The sequence below is a fragment of the Enterobacter sp. MGH 16 genome (assembly GCF_000493175.1).
In the GTDB taxonomy this organism is placed as follows: Bacteria; Pseudomonadota; Gammaproteobacteria; order Enterobacterales; family Enterobacteriaceae; genus Enterobacter; species Enterobacter roggenkampii.
On record NZ_KI535695.1, the window covers coordinates 3,813,320 to 3,832,584 of the forward strand.

Annotated in this window: 17 protein-coding genes; 9 read left to right on the forward strand and 8 right to left on the reverse strand. The window is 56.0% G+C overall.

The genetic code is table 11. The annotated features are described in order from the left end of the window. Positions 1-88 precede the first annotated feature (88 nt). Complete coding sequence (locus L362_RS04975) at positions 89-1,009, forward strand: alpha/beta hydrolase (RefSeq protein ID WP_023345119.1); 921 nt, start codon at positions 89-91, stop codon at positions 1,007-1,009. 8 nt (positions 1,010-1,017) lie between these two features. Here L362_RS04975 and fabY read toward each other — a convergent pair whose 3' ends face one another. From fabY to L362_RS04945, 6 genes are all read right to left on the reverse strand, one after another. After that, positions 1,018-1,959 carry a fatty acid biosynthesis protein FabY gene (gene fabY / locus L362_RS04970; protein WP_023326334.1) on the reverse strand — a complete coding sequence of 314 codons (942 nt, stop codon included), beginning with the start codon at positions 1,957-1,959 and terminating at the stop codon, positions 1,018-1,020. Between the two features lie 44 nt (positions 1,960-2,003). Beyond that, positions 2,004-2,441, reverse strand: coding sequence for a D-aminoacyl-tRNA deacylase (gene dtd, locus L362_RS04965; RefSeq protein WP_008501836.1), 438 nt, complete (start codon positions 2,439-2,441; stop codon positions 2,004-2,006). Then, on the reverse strand, positions 2,438-3,319 hold the full coding sequence (locus tag L362_RS04960) for a virulence factor BrkB family protein (protein ID WP_021242790.1): 882 nt from the start codon (positions 3,317-3,319) through the stop codon (positions 2,438-2,440). Before L362_RS04960 ends, dtd begins: the two co-directional genes overlap by 4 nt. Next, positions 3,313-3,912, reverse strand: a complete 600-nt coding sequence (gene yihX, locus L362_RS04955) for a glucose-1-phosphatase (protein ID WP_008501839.1) — start codon at positions 3,910-3,912, stop codon at positions 3,313-3,315. The genes L362_RS04960 and yihX overlap by 7 nt, the downstream gene beginning before the upstream one ends. 88 nt (positions 3,913-4,000) lie before the next feature. After that, positions 4,001-4,504, reverse strand: coding sequence for a hypothetical protein (locus L362_RS04950; protein ID WP_224162594.1), 504 nt, complete (start codon positions 4,502-4,504; stop codon positions 4,001-4,003). Next, positions 4,468-5,211: a winged helix-turn-helix domain-containing protein gene (locus L362_RS04945; RefSeq protein ID WP_023345121.1), complete on the reverse strand. Its 744-nt coding sequence runs from the start codon at positions 5,209-5,211 to the stop codon at positions 4,468-4,470. Before L362_RS04945 ends, L362_RS04950 begins: the two co-directional genes overlap by 37 nt. 547 nt (positions 5,212-5,758) lie before the next feature. Here L362_RS04945 and L362_RS04940 point away from each other — a divergent pair. Both L362_RS04940 and L362_RS04935 read left to right on the forward strand, forming a co-directional pair. Beyond that, positions 5,759-6,376, forward strand: coding sequence for a hypothetical protein (locus tag L362_RS04940; protein WP_021242787.1), 618 nt, complete (start codon positions 5,759-5,761; stop codon positions 6,374-6,376). Positions 6,377-6,447: 71 nt separating this feature from the next. Next, complete coding sequence (locus L362_RS04935) at positions 6,448-9,324, forward strand: autotransporter outer membrane beta-barrel domain-containing protein (protein WP_023345122.1); 2,877 nt, start codon at positions 6,448-6,450, stop codon at positions 9,322-9,324. A gap of 40 nt (positions 9,325-9,364) precedes the next feature. Here L362_RS04935 and L362_RS04930 read toward each other — a convergent pair whose 3' ends face one another. Both L362_RS04930 and L362_RS04925 read right to left on the reverse strand, forming a co-directional pair. Continuing rightward, a complete protein-coding gene (locus L362_RS04930; RefSeq protein WP_023345123.1) occupies positions 9,365-10,159 on the reverse strand; it encodes a DeoR/GlpR family DNA-binding transcription regulator in 795 nt (264 codons plus the stop codon). Positions 10,160-10,193: 34 nt separating this feature from the next. Further along, a complete protein-coding gene (locus tag L362_RS04925) occupies positions 10,194-11,099 on the reverse strand; it encodes a sugar kinase (protein ID WP_023345124.1) in 906 nt (301 codons plus the stop codon). Between the two features lie 155 nt (positions 11,100-11,254). On the opposite strand from L362_RS04925, the gene yihU reads away from it, so the two are divergent. Genes yihU through L362_RS04895 form a run of 6 tightly spaced genes read left to right on the forward strand, consistent with a single transcriptional unit; the run spans position 11,255 to position 19,230 of the window. Further along, positions 11,255-12,145, forward strand: coding sequence for a sulfolactaldehyde 3-reductase (gene yihU, locus L362_RS04920; RefSeq protein ID WP_023345125.1), 891 nt, complete (start codon positions 11,255-11,257; stop codon positions 12,143-12,145). Positions 12,146-12,162: 17 nt separating this feature from the next. Further along, positions 12,163-13,038 carry a sulfofructosephosphate aldolase gene (gene yihT, locus L362_RS04915; RefSeq protein ID WP_023345126.1) on the forward strand — a complete coding sequence of 292 codons (876 nt, stop codon included), beginning with the start codon at positions 12,163-12,165 and terminating at the stop codon, positions 13,036-13,038. Positions 13,039-13,052: 14 nt separating this feature from the next. Beyond that, complete coding sequence (yihS, locus tag L362_RS04910) at positions 13,053-14,294, forward strand: sulfoquinovose isomerase (protein ID WP_023345127.1); 1,242 nt, start codon at positions 13,053-13,055, stop codon at positions 14,292-14,294. A gap of 16 nt (positions 14,295-14,310) precedes the next feature. Next, positions 14,311-16,335, forward strand: coding sequence for an alpha-glucosidase (locus L362_RS04905; RefSeq protein WP_023345128.1), 2,025 nt, complete (start codon positions 14,311-14,313; stop codon positions 16,333-16,335). A gap of 45 nt (positions 16,336-16,380) precedes the next feature. Continuing rightward, positions 16,381-17,763 (forward strand): MFS transporter, encoded by a 1,383-nt coding sequence (locus L362_RS04900; protein WP_008501851.1) that lies wholly within the window; start codon positions 16,381-16,383, stop codon positions 17,761-17,763. Positions 17,764-17,805: 42 nt separating this feature from the next. After that, positions 17,806-19,230 (forward strand): MFS transporter, encoded by a 1,425-nt coding sequence (locus L362_RS04895; protein WP_023345129.1) that lies wholly within the window; start codon positions 17,806-17,808, stop codon positions 19,228-19,230. The last annotated feature ends 35 nt before the right edge of the window (positions 19,231-19,265 follow it).

The following is a 19,265-nucleotide window of genomic DNA, read 5'->3' on the forward strand; positions in this document are numbered from 1 at the left end:
AGGTTGTTGCCCTCAACACTATTCTTGTTTTCTTTTGAATCAAACCAGGCTATAAAACTGTTCATCCATACAGTAAAAGGGATTATTCATGGCGCTGGAAAAGGGTATTGCACAGCTGGTTCAGGGATTTATCGCTGCAGGGCGGCCCTCGTCACGTCGCCAAAGCATTGAGGTGCGACGAGCAGGCTATATTGCCAGCACAGGGCTTGCCGGGGAGACCGAAACGCGCGTTCAGGTGGAGACGCTTGTTCTTGAGGGTCTTACCATTCGGGTATTTTCACCTCTCAATGCGCCTGAACTATTGCCTGCTGCCATCTACTACCACGGCGGATGCTTTATCAGCGGCGGCTTTGATACCCATGACAACCAGCTCCGTCAGTTAGCCTGCTACGGCAATTGCCGGGTGGTTGCGATTCAATACAGGCTGGCGCCGGAGCATACCTTCCCCGCCGCACATGACGATGCGGAAAGAGGTGCAGATCTGGTCTGGCAATATGCGGACAAACTGGGCGTGGATAAAAACCGGATCACCTTTTGCGGAGACAGCGCGGGGGGACATCTTGCGCTGGTAACGGCGCTGCGGCTTAAGGCTAAAGGGCTCTGGCAGCCTGTACAGCTTATTCTTATCTACCCCATGCTCGACGCCACGGCCAGTTTTGAAAGCTATACCCTCAACGGCATGGATTACGTAATTACTCGCGATACCCTGCTGAGCGGCTATGAAATATATCTGGCTGGAGCCGACCGTAAGCATCCTGAGGTTAGCCCGCTGTGGCGAGAAGACTTCAGCGGCCTGCCAGCTGTCCATATCGTTACCGCTGAGTACGATCCGTTATGCGATGAAGGAGAGGCGCTGTTTCAACGCCTCACGGAGCAAGGAGTGACGTGTACCGCTCAGCGATGGCTGGGAGTAATACATGGCTTCTTCCAGCTTGGTGGAATTAGCCAATCAGCGCGAGATGTTATGCGGGATATCGCCGGGCGGATTCAGCACGCCCGGGGAGCGTAAACAGGAGATTACTCCTCCTCGTTCCCGCCCTCTTCATACGCGCCAAAAGGCTTCGCCGGAAGAACAATGTAGGTGCCTTCAAACACCGCGCCCGGCGTTTTATCGCCAAACAGTTCGACCTGCATTTGTACGCGCGCCTTGCGGCCGCGTGCCAGACGGTCAAGATCGCCACCCAGTGATCCCAGATCGGCCACGGCGGTCGGCTTGCCGCTTATCGGCGCGCTATAGCGAATGTGGGCATCGGCCAGAATGATGGTCCCGCCCAGATGGCGCTCGCGCAGCATCAGCCAGATAAGCCCCCAGCCGGTGAGCGTGGCCAGTGAGAAAAGACTTCCGGCAAACAGGGTGTGGTGCGGATTCTGGTTGCCGGTTTCCGGCATGGTGGTAATAAATTTTTGTCCGGTGTACTGCTGAATGCGTACGCCCATTTTTTCGCTGAGCGGAATGTGCTGATACCAGGCCTGCTGCAGCTGTCCGCACCAGTCGGCGCGATGCAGAATATCGTCCAGCGTGGCGATGGGTTTGATCATCAAAAAATGACGAATCGGGGTGGTTTGCGGGGTTGTGATTTCACCCTGATTCACAAAACCGAGTTTAGCGAAGAACTCCACGGCATCTTCGCGGGCGCTACAGGTGACGCGCTTAACGCCTTCCTGGCGAGCGACGGATTCCAGGGTCATCGCCATTAGCGTCCCCAGACCTTTGTCCTGCACGGAGGGATGAACCGCCATAAAGCGAATAGACGCTTCGTTATCGGCGTTGATATACAAACGCCCGACGGCCACAAGGTTGCCCTCTTCGTCCATCACCATCTGATGGTGGGCCATCGCGTCCCAGGCGTCGCGCTCAGAGCCTTTTGGCTGATGTAATGGCTTGCGTAGCATTTCCCAGCGGAACTGGTAATAGGCTTCTAACTCTTCTTCCGTTTGCGGTACTCGAAGGTGATACATAGCTGTACTCTCTCTTGTTACCCGCGGCCACGCCGTAAGTATGCTCATACCTGGAGCCAGAATGTGACGGGGCCATCGTTCACCAGCGATACCTGCATATCTGCAGCGAATCGTCCGGTTTGCGTATTCATTTCCTGCTGGCGACAACGCTCAACAAAGTACTCGTAAAGCGCTTCTGCACGATCCGGCGCGGCGCCTTTCGAGAAACTCGGGCGCATGCCGCGCTCGGTATCCGCTGCCAGCGTAAACTGGGAAACCACCAGCACGCTGCCGCCCGCCTGCTGGACGTTCAGGTTCATCTTGCCTTCCGCATCGCTGAAAATACGGTAGCCCAGCACGCGCTCACACAAGCGGTTGGCTTTTTGTTCGTCATCATCCTTTTCGACACCTAACAACACCAAAAGTCCTGGGCCAATTTCACCCGTCACCTCTCCCTCCACGGTGACGCTGGCACGGGTTACGCGCTGTATCAATGCAATCATGGTTGGTCTGCTTCTTGTTGTTTTTCAGCTTCTGCTGCTTTTTTAAGTTCGCGGTATACACCGAGAGTGACAGTTATTTCAGCACCAAGCAAGACGATACACCAGGTCCAGTAGACCCAGACAAACAAAATGGGGATCACCGCCAGCACGCCGTAAATCAGCTGATAGGACGGAAACATGGTGATGTAAAGGGCAAACCCTTTCTTACCGAGCTCAAAGAGCAACGCCGCCACCAGCGCCCCCACGACCGCATCGCGGTTAGGCACGCGCGTGGTCGGCACCACGCTATAGAGCAGCCAGAACGAGAGCCACGACAGGATCAACGGAAAGATGCGAAGCACATTATCAATCACGCCGTTTAAATCGCTCGCCCAGCGCAGGGAGAGCAGATACGAACTGATCGCGAGGCTCGCCCCGGCCAGCAGCGGCCCCAGCGTGAGGATCATCCAGTACACGGCAAAGGAATAGACCTTTGGCCGCGCTTTTTTACTCCGCCAGATCGTGTTCAGCGCGTTATCGATGGCGTACATCAACAGCAGCGCGGTGACAATAAGACCGCATGCCCCCACTGCCGTCATCTTGCTGGAGTTAGCAACAAACTGCTCAATGTAGTTCTGGATGACATCCCCGGTTGCCGGAATGAAATTCGCGAAGACAAAATGACGAAGCTGCAGGCTGACATCCGCAAACATCGGAAAGGCGGAAAACAGGGCAAAGATGACTGCCACCAGAGGCACTAATGAGAGCAACGACACGTAGGCGAGGTTACCCGCCAGCGTGGTCATATTGTCCTCATCAATCCGGTGCCAGAGCAGTTTCAGCCAGGCCCGCAGCGGGCGAGTATGGTGCGTGGCTTTTTGATGAACGGTTTTTAGCATAGCTGCTTCGCAAAGTAGTCTGGTATCGTCTCTTTTCCGGTCACCAGAATTGACGTAATACCCAACTGGTTAGCTCCCTCTATATTATCGGCGTTGTCGTCGAAAAAGACCGCATCGGCCGCGGTGAATCCCTCTGCCTGCAGAACAGCCTGATAGATTCGCGCTTCAGGCTTACGCATCCCCATCTCCTGCGAGAGGTAGATCTTATCCGCCGCCGCCTTAACTTCAGGGTATTCTTCAGGCCAGAACGTGGTGTGCAGACGGTTGGTATTTGACAGCACAACGACCCGATGCCCCTGCTCGCGCAGTTTATGCATGATGTCGATCACCTCAGGGCGAACCGCCACAAATACCGCCTGCCAGCCGTGGGAAAACTGTTCATAGCTTAACGAAAGCCCCATCTCCTGGCAGAAACGTTCAGCGAATGCTTCATCGCTGATTTCACCGCGCTCATGCTGGTGGAAGGTCTCGCCCATCGCGAAATTCTGCTTTAAGGTCGCCAGCGGCACGCGGCTAAAATCGCTCCATGCACCCAACACGCGATTAAAATCGATATCGACGATGACGTTTCCTAAATCAAAGATATAAAGCATGTTTATCTCCTGCTCGCCGTGGAGAGGTAACTGTAGCGGGAATAAAGAGATTTGACTATGGATGCGGTCTAAGGTGTGCGATCGATTTTTACGGCGCGTTTTTACGACAGTATAGCGAAGGGACGTTTGACGCGGCAAAAATCCAGGCCCCCCGATACTCATCGATCATCAGGCTCAGCTCTCTACCCGGCGTGCGGTAAAAACCCGGTAGCGTTGCGTTGATATCAGCCTCATCCGCATTATCGGCAAACGTTTTAACAATACGATTGTTATTTAACACGCGCGCGTTCTCATGGTCACTGTAGTGAAAATAGATGGTACGATTAACTTCAGTAACCGTCTGACCAAATAATTTACCGTTAATAACCGTAGACCCCTCCCGATGCTGCATCCGCCAGGAAACCGTACCCACAAATCGGTTTTTACCAATCGTCCATTCCACATCTCCCGTACAGCGTATCGGCGTACTCGATAAATGCGAATAAGCTAACCAGCCACTGGTGATAGCGGCCGCCAGAAATGCCGCCAGCAAAATGATACGGTTCCGGAGAGTCATCATTTTTCGTGCGCCCAAAAATAATGGGTAGTACATAACGCCGTCGCGTCCCTTCGCGCATCGTTATTACAGACAAACGCCGCGATTCGCTCCGTTTTACTATAGCCGACGAGAAAAACGTATCGTTTTTCGGCACACAGACCGGGATTATTGTTTAGCAGGCGCACGTAATGATCCTGAATATGTTCGTTAGGTGCATAAAAAAGTTGGCAGGCCTGGGTCGTGCTGCCCGTTGAAAGGGGAATGTAGTGACTAAACGGCATGTTCTGGTGCTTTTTATATAATATTCCCCCGTTGATAAGCGCGATCAACAAAAGCGTTGCGGTCGTTATTATCAGCCAGGCTGGCCTCTGCCTCGCGGCGCCCTTGGCAACGAGCACGTCTTTATTGGCTATGACTGGCTCAGCGGTTGGGACAAATAATTCAACCTCGGTAGCCTCGGAAAGCATAAGCCCGCGACGCGAAATCGTTTTTACCGTATCGCGCGGTAAGCCCACCTCAGCGAGGGCATTGCGTAATGTCAAAATAGCCTGGTAAAAGGTATTCGGCGTAGTGACGTCATTGCGCTCCCCCCATCCCACCACCATTAACTGGTTTTGCGAAATTATTTCTCCGGGATGGGTGATGAGATAAAGAAAACAGAGGTTGGCAGGAAGCTGCAATTGTATCGAGCGCCCGGTAATATGATTTGCCAGGTTTTTGTTTTCTGGATCATACTCGACCAATTTGTTAATAAGATACAATTTTCCTTTCCTCAGCAATAACAACCCTTAACTATATACACCAGAAAGATATACGTATATTTAACAACAGTATAGGTCAGAAGGATCAGGACGCGATACCACCCCAACTAAGATTAAGAATAACACATTATTTTTCAATCGGTTAAAAGACAGTTTTCTTAGGTTTCTCTCATCTAAAACGACATAATGAGATTTCATTACACTTCGCCCGGCCCACTCATTATATTGAGCCCCAAGTCGCGAAAAGACTGTCGTTACGGCCGATTTAAGAAACGAATCTTTAGCTATTAGTGCTATTTCGTAAATCGTCCTCCGGGATTTTTTTTGTCGAATAATCTTAAGGGGCTGAAGAATAGTCCTGGAATACGATGGCCAAAGTATGTCCTTTCGCTATGGCTACGGCCTGACAAAATAGACATCACCAGGAATTTATATTCTTCACCACTATTTATCATAAACAAGAGAGGGGCACGGGATATGTTTCAAGATTGACACATTTGGATGGCAGTGAAATATTGACAGTGAAAATAAGACAGGAGTGGACTGGATGATGACATCGTCGCATAAGGTTGTCCGCTGTATGAGCTGTGAATTGTCCTGTCAGTTATTTCCAGATAACGCAGTACGTTCACAATATTGTGGAAATGCCTCATTCGCAGTTTGGCCAGGTGGTAACCATTTCCTGCAGATTGCAGTAGAAAATAAAATATTGCAAGGAAACAAGAATCACTTATTACGCGGCTTTATATTTGTAGACTTTTCGTTTTGCAACCTGCGCGTACTTGCCGATCCGCAATGGATTGAACGTCTGGTGAGAACTAACATGAACATCGTAATTATCACAGACCGCAAGCTGGAAGCATTGGCCAATTATTTTTTCATGCAGCGCAGTGAAATAAAGGGAATTATTTATTCGAATGATAACGACATTATATTAAAGGAAAAAATCAGCCATCTTTTCTCCGGGAGACGGGTAAATAGCAGACGCGGCAGTATGTTGAACGCTGTTGAATTTACGTTACTGAACAGATTTTTGTCAGGTGCGTGCCTCCAGGAGATTATAAAATCAGACGGCATTGATGTTAAAAAAATTTATGTTCATAAAATACGACTTGAGAGGAAGTTAGGCACCAGTATTCATAAAATTCTCGTTTCTATTTTGTAATTTCAACCTGTTTACCTACCCACATCTAATGGTGTGGAGGATGTTCTACGCCTGAAAGAAAGGGGGCAGTCATGCCATATTTAATGAAACACTCACCAGTCGCCGCTGCGATTTCGCTGGCGTTAACGTCAGCACTATTTACCGCACATGCAGCGGTAATAGATTTTGCTAATTTACCTGCCTCCGGAGCGGTAACGGATTTACCTGCAGAAATACAGGCACTGATACCTGCAACGGCAAACGCGAACTTTAGCAAAAATACCGGCGATCCTAACTATGTCTACCAGTACAGCCCGGGGAATATCCCGATTTACGGAGATGGGATCACCCTCGAAGGGCCTGGGGCGGAAGCCTTTGAGCATTCCGTTACCGTTATTCAGAACTCCACGTCCGGCAGCCCGGGCGTGATATTTGGTGACGATCTGACTATTCGCACCCAGTCAAAAGTGGCTGCCAATAATGGTAAAGACGTCGACGGTATTCGTACCCACGGGATGAACACGCCGGCCAACCCGGTATTTATCATTACCGGCGACCGCACCCACATCTACGTTAATGGCCAAAGCGGTGACGGCATCAATGCCGGGTACAGCTCCTTCAGTCAGGGTTCTCTCGGCTCCGCCAATATTTATGTGGGTGACGATCTCTATATCGAAACCACGGGCAGCACCGGGCGCGGGATTAGCGCTTATGCACTGAATGATGCCTCAAAGGCAAAAAATAACGTTATCGTCGGCGATCGTGCGCATATTGTGACGCGCGGGACTTACGCTGAGGGCATTCGTACCAACCAGAGCGGCTCTTACGTCCGGCTGGGCGATGAGGCGACCATCGAAACGTACGGCACATCGGCCTATGGCCTGTACGCGGGTTCTGCGTCAAAAATTGAGCTAGGCAAAAGCGCGACGATTACCACCGACGCGGCCAGTGCCTCCGGGGTTTATTCTACCGGCTCGTCAACCATCACCCTTGATGAAGGCGCCACCATTACGACCAACGGTGCCAGTGCGCACGGCGTCTACGCGTACACCGGTGCGGTGAATCTGGGAGATAACGTCACCATTGCGGTAAACAGCAGCGAGAAAACCAGCAGCTCCGCGCAGGCGCCGCACGGGATGTATGCCTGGTCGCGCGGCGTGATAGCGCTCGCGGGTGGTGCAACCATTACCACCGCAGGCCAGCGCGACAGCGGTAGCTATGCCCTGAACGCCAGTAACGGCGGGGTGATTGATGCGTCCGCAGGAGGCAAGTTCATCCTCAACGGCGATATCCTTTCCGCAGGCGGCGTCGCGGCCACCAGCTCGCTTCCGGCACAAAACAGTACCATTACGCTGACTATGGATGACAACTCCCTGTGGAACGGGGCGTCCTTCATTGAGAGCAACGCCGCGGGTACCGGTACTATCGCACTGACGATGAATGATGCCGTCTGGAATCTGCGCGACAGCTCCACGCTGACCAGCCTAACGCTGAATGCGGGCGGCACGATTAATTTCCAGCATGCAGAGGACGCGGCGTGGCAAACGCTGACCATCAAGGATGATTTTATCGGCAACGGCGGCAAACTGGTCTTCAATACCGTGCTGTTTGACGACACTTCGGAAACGGACAAACTGATCGTTGAAGGCAACACCTCCGGTCATACCGGGGTGGAAGTGAACAACATTGGCGGTACTGGCGCGCAAACCGTAGAAGGGATTGAAATTGTCAGCGTTGGTGGCAACTCTGACGGGACGTTTGAGAAGGCCAGCCGTATCGTGGCGGGCGGTTATGACTATAACGTTGTGCAAAAAGGTAAAAACTGGTTTCTGACCAGCCTGGCGGAGCCCGTTGATCCAGTTGACCCACCGGTCGACCCCGTAGACCCGCCTGTTGACCCCGTGGACCCACCAGTCGACCCGGTAGATCCGCCCGTTGACCCGGTGATTCCGCCGCAAGAGCCGGTCCCACCGCCTGCACCACCGAAAAGCGAGCATCAGTATCGCCCGGAATTTGGTAGCTATCTGGCAAACAGCTATGCGGCCAATACGCTGTTTATGACCCGTCTGCACGATCGCCTGGGTGAAACGCAGTACACCGACATGCTTACGGGCGAGCAGAAAGTGACGAGCCTGTGGATGCGTAACGTCGGCGGTCATACGCGTTTTAACGACGGCAGCGGCCAGCTAAAAACCACCGCCAATCGCTACGTGCTGCAGCTGGGTGGCGATGTCGCCCAGTGGAGCACCGATGGCCTGGACCGTTGGCATCTTGGCCTGATGGCAGGCTACGGCAACAGCCACAGCCGGAGCGCTTCCAGCCTGACCGGCTACCGCTCACGCGGTGAAGTGAATGGCTATAGCGTCGGTCTGTATGGTACCTGGTACGCAAACGAGGCGGATAAAAGTGGCACCTACGTTGATAGCTGGGTGCTGTATAACTGGTTCGACAATAAGGTAATGGGGCAGGATCAGGCCACTGAGAGTTATCGTTCCAGCGGCGTGACCGCCTCTGTTGAAGCGGGCTATAGCGTTAAGGTGGGCGAAAGCGACCGTAACAGCTACTGGATCCAGCCGAAAGCGCAGGCCGTTTGGATGGACGTGCAGGCTGACGATCATCGCGAGCGCAACGGCACGCGGGTGAAAGACGAGACTCAGGGCAACCTGATGACACGTCTCGGCGTGAAGGCCTACATCAGCGGACATAACGCAATTGACGACGGTAAATCACGGACCTTCCAGCCGTTTATCGAAGCGAACTGGATCCACAACACCCAGACCACGCGTATCCGCATGGATGACATCAGCAATGACATGCGTGGTACGCGCAATATCGGTGAACTCAAGACCGGCGTAGAGGGGCAGATTACGCCGCAGCTTAGCGTATGGGGCAACGTGGCTCAGCAGATAGGCGATAAAGGCTACAGCGATACGCAGGGGATGTTAGGGGTGAAATACAGCTTCAAATAAAAATATTTAAGCCGCTGTTTGCTCAGCGGCTTTTTTTGCTTCAGGCAATATCATCGTTGGTACTGGCCAGGATGATTTCAACCTTACTGGATTTCAGGTGAGTTTGCAGAGCCGAGCCAGGCATCTCATCGGTGAAGAGTGCCGTGGCCTGCGCCACGTTGCCAATCTCTACCGCAGCGGATGCGGTAAATTTCGTATGATCGGCTGCGAGCAGAATGTGGCGAGCGTGGGCGATCATGGTTTTCACCACGCTGGCTTCATTGACGTCAAACTCCATCATCGCGCCGTCGTGCTCAATTGACCCCACGCTGGTCACGAGATAATCCGCCCGAAAACCAGACACAAACGCCGTTGCCGCAGGCCCGATAATCCCGCCATTGTGCGGGCGCAGCGTGCCGCCGGGCACCATCACTTCAAAGCGCGGGTTTTTATACAGAATATGCGCCACCCGCAGGCTGTTGGTGATAATGCGCAGGTGGTTATGGTTGAGCAGCGCCCGGGCAACGTGCTCCACGGTCGTGCCGATGGTGATGAAAATAGTCGAGCCATCGGGAATATAGTCCGCAATGGCTTCGGCAATCGCCCGCTTCTCTTCGGTAAGCGAGACTTCACGCTGCTCGAACGCCGTGTTCACCACGCTGGATGCCCTGCCCGCCCCGCCATGATGACGCGTGATCAGCCCCTGCTCGCTGAGCTTACGGATATCACGGCGCACGGTTTGCGTGGAGACATCCAGCAGCTGCGCCAGTTCATCAATGTTCATATAGCCGCGATCGGCAATCAGCGTCAGCAGCTGATCGTGACGCGGGTTGCCGGTCAGTTCGGTAAGGCTCATGGGCTGTCCTCTGAAAACCATCACGCCCCGCATTTTATACAAAAAGTGACAAAAAAGAGCGGGTTTGATCACAGTCGGGTATACCCGCGCGTCCACCGGGCTTTGTGCATTTCAGCGCTGCGACGGCGCTGGCAAAACGCACGGCGTCTGATGTGGACGATTGTTGCCCCAGACTGACCGCCAGCGCACCGTGGAAAACGTCGCCCGCCCCGGTGGTATCCACCACGTTCACCTCAAAGCCGGGCTGATGACACAGTGCGCCGTTTTCCAGCCAGAAGCAGCCGTCTCGCCCTTGCGTAACATACACATGTCCATTTGTGAGCGTTTGTGCTTTTTTCAGCGCGTCTTCGGTTTCATCCAACTGCGTTAAACGCCGCAATCCCGGCGCGGAGAAGGCCGCGTGGTCGCTTAGGGCGATCAGCTCCGCGATGTCCTGCGGGGTGACATCCGCATCCAGCAACGTCGGAACGCCCTGCTGACGGGCCAGGGTAAATGCCTGTTTTGCCCCGTCATGCCAGCGCACATCGGCTAAGACAATATCCCACTGCGAGAAGTCGATTTCATGCAGCCAGTCTGCCGCCGCAGGGAGATCGGGGCTGGGGTAGTTGGCAATCACTCTTTCCCCACCTGCGTCCACCAGCACCGCCGATTGCGACGATCGGGCTCCCTTAACTATGCGCGTATAGCGGGTGTTCACCCCCAGGGATTCCAGCTCCGCAAGCAGTCGTCTGCCGGTATCGTCGTCCCCCACCCGGCCAATAAAATCCACTTCCGCGCCCAGTTTCGCCGCCGCCACTGCCGCCACTGCCGCCGTTGCCGCCGGGCCGCCGCCCACCTCCGTATAGTCCTTTGCGACATATTTCCCACCTTCCTTTGGTAAATCATCGAGATACCAGATGCGATCCAGCACGGTAATGCCGACACAAACGATGCGAGTCATGGTGATTCCTTCTGCGATTTCTGATGCCTTCATTTTAATTTCACCAAATGTTTAAAAAGTGACCCGTGTCAATTTTTTGACTATAAATTACAAATACGATCAAAAACAGACAACATAAACGCGCAAAAATTGACACGATGTGACAGGAGAAAGGCATGTCAGCAATCGCATTTATCGGCTTAGGACAGATGGGCGCGCCAATGGCGAAGAATCTTTTGAAACAAGGTCACCAGCTTAACGTCTTTGACGTGAACCCGCAGGCGGTTCAGGCGCTGGTTGAAAGCGGCGCTCGGGCGGCGGCAACGCCCGCACAGGCAGCCACGGACGCCGAATTCGTCATCACCATGCTGCCAAACGGCGACCTGGTACGCAGCGTCCTGTTCGGCGAGCACGGCGTGTGCGAAGGGTTATCCCGCGACGCGCTGGTGATTGATATGTCCACCATTCACCCGCTGCAAACCGACGCGCTGATCCGCGACATGGCTGAACGCGGCTTCAGCCTGATGGACGTGCCCGTGGGACGCACGTCCGACCATGCCATCGCCGGCACGCTGCTCCTGCTGGCAGGCGGCACCGCGCAGCAAATTGAGCGCGCCACCCCGGTATTAATGGCGATGGGCAGTGAGCTGATTAACGCCGGCGGGCCGGGCATGGGTATCCGCGTGAAGCTTATCAATAACTACATGAGCATCGCCCTGAACGCCCTCTCGGCGGAGGCGGCCGTGCTGTGTGAAGCACTGGGGCTCTCCTTTGACGTGGCGCTGAAGGTCATGAGCGGTACGCCTGCGGGTAAAGGCCACTTCACCACCTCATGGCCGAACAAGGTGCTGAAAGGGGATCTTTCCCCCGCCTTCATGATCGACCTTGCGCATAAAGATCTGGGGATCGCCCTCGACGTGGCCAACCAGCTCCACGTTCCGATGCCGCTGGGCGCGGCCTCCCGCGAAGTTTACAACCAGGCACGCGCCGCCGGGCGCGGGCGCGAGGACTGGACGGCCATTCTTGAACAGGTTCGCGCATCTGCCGGGCTGAAAAAAACACACTGATACGAAAGGACTGAGGAATGAGGATGTACACCCTGAAAGATATCACCCGACCTTCCGGCGGTTTTGCGATGCTGGCCGTGGATCAGCGCGAAGCGATGCGCCTGATGTTTGCTGCTGCAGGCGCGCCGGTGCCGGTAACCGACCAGCACCTGACCGATTTTAAGGTCAACGCGGCAAAAATTCTGTCGCCGTACGCCTCTGCCATTCTCGTCGACCAGCAGTTCTGCTATCGCCAGATTGTCGAGCAGCAGGCCGTGGCCAACAGCTGCGCGATGATTGTGGCCGCCGACGAATTTATTCCGGGGAACGGTATTCCGGTCGACAGCGTGGCGATCGACAAGAACGTCGACGCGCAGGCGGTCAAACGCGATGGCGGCAAAGCACTGAAGCTGCTGGTGCTGTGGCGCAGCGATGAAGATCCGCAGCAGCGCCTGGAGATGGTGAAAGCGTTCAATACGCTGTGCCACGATAACGGTCTGCTGAGCATTATCGAGCCGGTGGTGCGTCCGCCACGTCGCGGTGCCGCGTTTAACCGCGAACAGGCGATTATCGACGCGGCCAAAGAGCTGGGCGACAGCGGTGCCGACCTCTACAAAGTGGAGATGCCGCTGTTTGGCAAGGGCACGCAGCAAGAGCTGCTGGCGGCCTCGCAAAAGCTTAACGAGAACATCGCCATGCCGTGGGTGATCCTCTCCTCCGGCGTGGACGATAAGCTCTTCCCGCGCGCCGTAAGCGTCGCCATGCAGGCGGGGGCATCGGGCTTTTTAGCCGGTCGCGCCGTCTGGTCCTCTGTGATTGGCCTGCCGGACACCGAGCTGATGCTGCGTGATATCTCCGTCCCCAAACTTCAGCGTCTGGGTGAGATCGTCGACGAAATGATGGCTCGCCGTTAAGAAAGGACCCGAACATGAAATGGTTTAACACCCTGAGCCATAACCGCTGGCTCGAACAAGAGACCGACCGCATTCTCGATTTCGGTAAAAACGCCGCCGTGCCGACCGGCTTTGGCTGGCTGGGCAATAACGGGCAGGTGCGCAGCGATATGGGCACGCATCTGTGGATCACCGCGCGTATGCTGCACGTTTACGCGGTGGCGGCGAACATGGGCCGTCCCGGCGCGTATGCCCTGGTTGAGCACGGCATTAATGCCCTCAACGGTCCGCTGCGCGACAAGCAGCACGGCGGCTGGTACGCCTGCGTAAACGATGAAGGCGTCATTGACGCCTCCAAGCAGGGCTATCAGCACTTCTTCGTCCTGCTGGGCGCGGCGAGCGCCGTGACCACGGGTCACCCGCAGGCACGTAAGCTGCTGGACGATGCCATCGAGGTGATTGAGCGCTACTTCTGGAGCGAACAGGAGCAGATGTGCCTGGAGTCCTGGGATGAAGCCTTCAGCAAAACGGAAGACTATCGCGGCGGTAACGCCAACATGCACGCCGTGGAAGCCTTCCTGATCGTTTATGACGTGACCCACGACCGTAAATGGCTCGACCGCGCCCTGCGCATCGCCTCGGTGATTATTCACGACGTGGCGCGCAAAGGGGAGTACCGCGTTAACGAGCATTTCGACACCGACTGGAACCCGATCCGCGATTACAACATTGATAACCCTGCTCACCGCTTCCGCGCCTACGGCGGCACGCCGGGACACTGGATTGAATGGGGCCGCCTGATGTTGCACCTGCGCGCCGCGCTGGAAGCGCGCTTTGAGACCCCGCCGGAATGGCTGCTGGAAGATGCGAAAGGCCTGTTCCACGCCACCATCCGCGACGCCTGGGCACCCGACGGGGCCGATGGATTTGTCTACTCCGTGGGCTGGGACGGCAAGCCTATTGTGCGTGAACGCGTGCGCTGGCCAATCGTCGAGGCGATGGGCACGGCCTATGCCCTCTATACCGTGACCGGCGAAGCGCAGTACGAAGCCTGGTATCAGAAGTGGTGGGATTACTGCATCAAGTACCTGATGGACTACGAAAACGGTTCGTGGTGGCAGGAGCTGGACACCAATAACGAAGTGACCACCAAAGTCTGGGACGGCAAGCAGGATATTTACCATCTGCTGCACTGCCTGGTGATCCCCCGCCTGCCGCTGGCCCCGGGCTTAGCGCCTGCCGTCGCCGCCGGATTACTGGATAGCCAGGCCAAATAATTAAGACGGAGTGTTTATGCGTACCCTACACAATATTGACCTGAAAAATAACGAAAGTGGCTTCACCCTGCGCTGGCAGGACCGTCTGATTTTATCCCACACCGCGGATGCCCCTTGCCTGTGGATTGGCGCAGGCGAGGCGGATATCGAGATGTTTCGCGGCAACTTCAGCATCAAAGACAAGCTCAACGAAAAGATTGCCCTGACGGACGCGACCGTCACGCAGCAAAGCGCGGGCTGGGCGATCCGCTTTACCCGCGGCGATGCGGTAAGCGCGACGCTGCTGGTGGGCGTGGATGCGGAAGGCCGTCTGGAGCTGAAGCTGAAAAATGACGCCGCCAGCCATAACCGCATCTGGCTGCGGCTGGCAGCTCAGCCGGAAGATCATATTTACGGCTGCGGCGAGCAGTTCTCGTATTTCGATTTGCGCGGCAAGCCGTTCCCGCTGTGGACCAGCGAGCAGGGCGTGGGCCGCAATAAGCAAACCTACGTCACCTGGCAGGCCGACTGCAAAGAGAACGCGGGCGGTGACTACTACTGGACCTTCTTCCCGCAGCCTACCTTCGTGAGCACCCAGAAGTACTACTGCCACGTGGATAACAGCTGTTATATGAACTTCGACTTCAGCGCGCCGGAGTTCCACGAGCTGGCGTTCTGGGAAGATAACGCCACGCTGCGCTTCGAATGTGCGCAAACGTACGTCGATCTGCTGGAAAAACTGACCGGCCTGCTGGGGCGTCAGCCGGAGCTGCCGGACTGGGTGTACGACGGCGTGACGCTGGGCATTCAGGGCGGCACCGAGGTGTGCCAGCAGAAGCTCGACGCCATGCGTAACGGCGGCGTAAAGGTCAACGGCATCTGGGCGCAGGACTGGTCCGGCATTCGCATGACCTCCTTCGGCAAGCGCGTGATGTGGAACTGGAAGTGGAACAGCGCGCTCTATCCGCAGCTTGATGCGCGGATTGCGAAGTGGAAAGAGGAAGGCGTGCAGTTCCTCTCCTATATCAACCCGTACGTCGCCAGCGATAAAGATCTCTGCGAAGAGGCGTCGAAGCGCGGCTATCTGACCAAAAACGCCAACGGCGAGGACTACCACGTCGAGTTCGGCGAGTTCTACGCGGGCGTTATCGACCTGACCAATCCGGCAGCCTACGACTGGTACAAAGAGGTCATTAAAAAGAACCTGATCGAACTGGGCTGCGGCGGCTGGATGGCCGATTTCGGGGAGTACCTGCCGACCGACACCTTCCTGCATAACGGCGTGAGCGCGGAGATCATGCATAACGCCTGGCCTGCCCTGTGGGCCAAATGTAACTACGAAGCGCTTCAGGAGACCGGCAAGCTCGGCGAGATCCTGTTCTTCATGCGCGCGGGCTATACCGGCAGCCAGAAGCACTCGGTGATGATGTGGGCGGGGGATCAGAACGTCGACTGGAGCCTGGACGACGGTCTGGCGTCCGTCATCCCTGCGGCGCTGTCGCTGGCGATGACCGGGCACGGCCTGCACCACAGCGACATCGGCGGCTATACGACCCTGTTCGAGATGAAGCGAAGCAAGGAGCTGCTGCTGCGCTGGTGCGACTTCAGCGCCTTTACGCCGATGATGCGTACCCATGAGGGCAACCGTCCAGGCGATAACTGGCAGTTCGACGGCGACGCGGAAACCATCGCGCACTTCGCGCGCATGACAACCGTCTTCACCACCCTGAAGCCGTACATCAAAGCCGCGGTCGCGCAGAACGCGAAAAGCGGCCTGCCGGTGATGCGCCCGCTGTTCCTGCACTATGAAGACGACGCGCGCGCCTACACGCTGAAATACCAGTACCTGTTTGGCCGCGATCTGCTGGTAGCGCCGGTTCATGAAGAGGGGCGCCGCGACTGGTCGCTCTATCTGCCGCAGGACAGCTGGGTGAATGCGTGGACCGGGGAAACCTGCCAGGGCGGTGACGTCACCGTTGATGCCCCGCTCGGCAAGCCGCCGGTCTTCTACCGCCAGCACAGCGAATGGGCCGATCTGTTTAGCACCTTACGTCATATCTGATAAGGCTCGCCCGCGGGGCAACCTGCGGGCAGACGGAGAACAATAATGAGTCAACATACTTCCGATCCGGCAACCCTGCGCCTGCCGTTTAAAGAAAAACTCGCCTACGGGATGGGCGATCTCGGCTCAAACATCCTGCTGGATATCGGCACGCTTTATCTGCTGAAGTTTTACACCGACGTGCTGGGGCTGCCGGGCACCTACGGCGGAATTATCTTCCTGATTGCGAAGTTCTTTACCGCCTTCACCGATATGGGCACCGGGATCATGCTCGACTCCCGGCGCAAGATCGGCCCGAAAGGGAAATTCCGCCCGTTCGTGCTATATGCGGCGTTCCCGGTGACCTTACTGGCGATTGCCAACTTCGTTGGCACGCCGTTTGAAATCACCGGTAAAACGGTGATGGCGACGGTGCTGTTCATGCTGTACGGCCTGTTCTTCAGCATGATGAACTGCTCCTACGGCGCGATGGTGCCCGCCATTACCAAAAACCCGGACGAACGCGCCTCGCTGGCCGCCTGGCGTCAGGGCGGCGCTACGCTGGGCCTGCTGCTCTGTACCGTGGGTTTTGTTCCGGTGATGAACCTGATTGAAGGCAATGACCAGCTTGGCTATATCTTTGCCGCCACCCTCTTCTCGCTGTTCGGCCTGTTCTTTATGTGGTGGTGCTATAAGGGCGTGACCGAGCGTTACGTCGAGACGCAGCCTGCAAATCCGACGCAAAAGCCGGGGCTGCTGCAGTCGTTTCGCGCCATCGCCGGGAACCGTCCGCTGTTTATCCTGTGCATCGCCAACCTGTGCACGCTGGGCGCCTTTAACGTCAAACTCGCCATTCAGGTCTACTACACGCAGTACGTGCTGAACGACCCGATCCTGCTGTCGTACATGGGCTTCTTCAGCATGGGCTGCATTTTTATCGGCGTCTTTATGATGCCCGGCGCGGTGCGACGCTTCGGCAAGAAAAAGGTCTACATCAGCGGGCTGATGATTTGGGTGGCGGGCGATCTGCTCAACTACTTCTTCGGCGGCGGCTCGGTGAGCTTTGTGGCGTTCTCCTGCCTGGCCTTTTTCGGCTCCGCGTTCGTGAACAGCCTGAACTGGGCGCTGGTGTCCGATACCGTGGAGTACGGTGAGTGGCGCACCGGCGTGCGCTCCGAAGGAACGGTGTATACCGGTTTTACCTTCTTCAGGAAGGTCTCCCAGGCGCTGGCGGGCTTCTTCCCGGGGATCATGCTCACGCAGATCGGCTATGTGCCCAACGTGGTGCAATCCAGTGGCACGGTTGAAGGGCTGCGGCAGCTGATATTTATCTACCCGAGCCTGCTGGCGGTTATCACCATCGTGGCGATGGGCTGCTTCTACAACCTCAACGAGAAGATGTATGTGCGCATCGTCGAAGAGATCGAACTGCGCAAACGTACGGCATAATGACGTGATAGAGCGCCCTGCGGGGCGCTTTGAGGATCGACCATGACACATAATACTGATCCGTTAACCCTGAAATTGAGCCTGCGAGAGAAGTGCGCCTACGGGATGGGCGATTTTGGCTCGAACCTGATGCTGTGTATTGGCACGCTGTATCTGCTGAAGTTTTACACCGATGAACTGGGCATGCCGGCGTTCTACGGCGGCATTATTTTCCTCGTCGCGAAGTTTTTCACCGCCTTTACCGACATGCTGACCGGGGTGCTGCTGGACTCCCGACGTAACATCGGCGCGCGGGGAAAATTCAGGCCGTTCATTCTTTACGCCTCCGTTCCGGTGGCGCTGGTGGCGACGGCGCAGTTTATGGCCAACGACTTTAGCCTGACGGTGAAAACGGCCCTCGCCACCGTGCTCTTCATGATGTTTGGCCTCTGCTATAGCCTGATGAACTGCGCCTACGGTGCGATGGTCCCGGCCATCACCAAAAACCCGAACGAGCGCGCGCAGCTTGCGGCGTGGCGTCAGGGCGGCGCAACGGTAGGACTGTTGCTCTGCACCGTCGGCTTTATGCCGATTCAGGCGCTATTCGTCCACCAGCCCTCACTCGGCTATCTGGTGGCCGCGCTGGTGTTCGTTACCGGCGGCCTGTTCTGCATGTGGTGGTGCTACAGCGGGGTGAAAGAACGCTACGTCGAGCTTACGCCCGATCACCATAAGCCCGGCATTCTGAAATCATTCTGCGCGATTTCCCGCAATCCACCGCTGCTGGTGCTGTGCATCGCCAACCTGTGTACCCTCGCCGCCTTCAACATCAAGCTGGCGATTCAGGTCTATTACACCCAGTACGTGCTGAACGATCTGCATCTGCTGTCGTGGATGGGCTTTTTCAGCATGGGCTGCATTCTGATTGGCGTGTTTCTGGTGCCCGGCGCGGTAAAGCGCTTTGGCAAGAAACCGGTCTATCTGGGCGGGCTGGCGCTGTGGGCGGTGGGCGACGTGCTGAATTTCTTCTGGGGGACCAGCTCCCTGCTGTTCGTGCTGTTTTCCTGCATGGCCTTCTTCGGCACGGCGTTTGTGAACAGCCTGAACTGGGCGCTGGTGCCGGATACCGTCGATTACGGCGAGTGGAAAACCGGCATTCGCGCCGAAGGGTCGGTGTATACCGGCTATACCTTCTCGCGCAAAATCTCCGCTGCGCTCGCCGGTTTCCTGCCCGGCATTATGCTGACCCAGATTGGCTACGTTCCCCATGCCGTGCAGAGCGCGGGCACGCTGCTTGGGTTGCGTCAGCTGATTTTCCTCTGGCCGTGCGGCCTGGCGATTGTTGCTGCCGTGACCATGGGGCTGTTTTATAAACTCAACGAAGCGCGCTTCGCCTTTATTATCGAGGAGATTGGAAAACGGAAGAAACAAACCGCGAATACCCCTGAGATAACCGCCAACAATAAAGCGTCAGCAGTCACTTTATAACAATAAATCCGGCCACTATGTCCTTCCTGTTTATC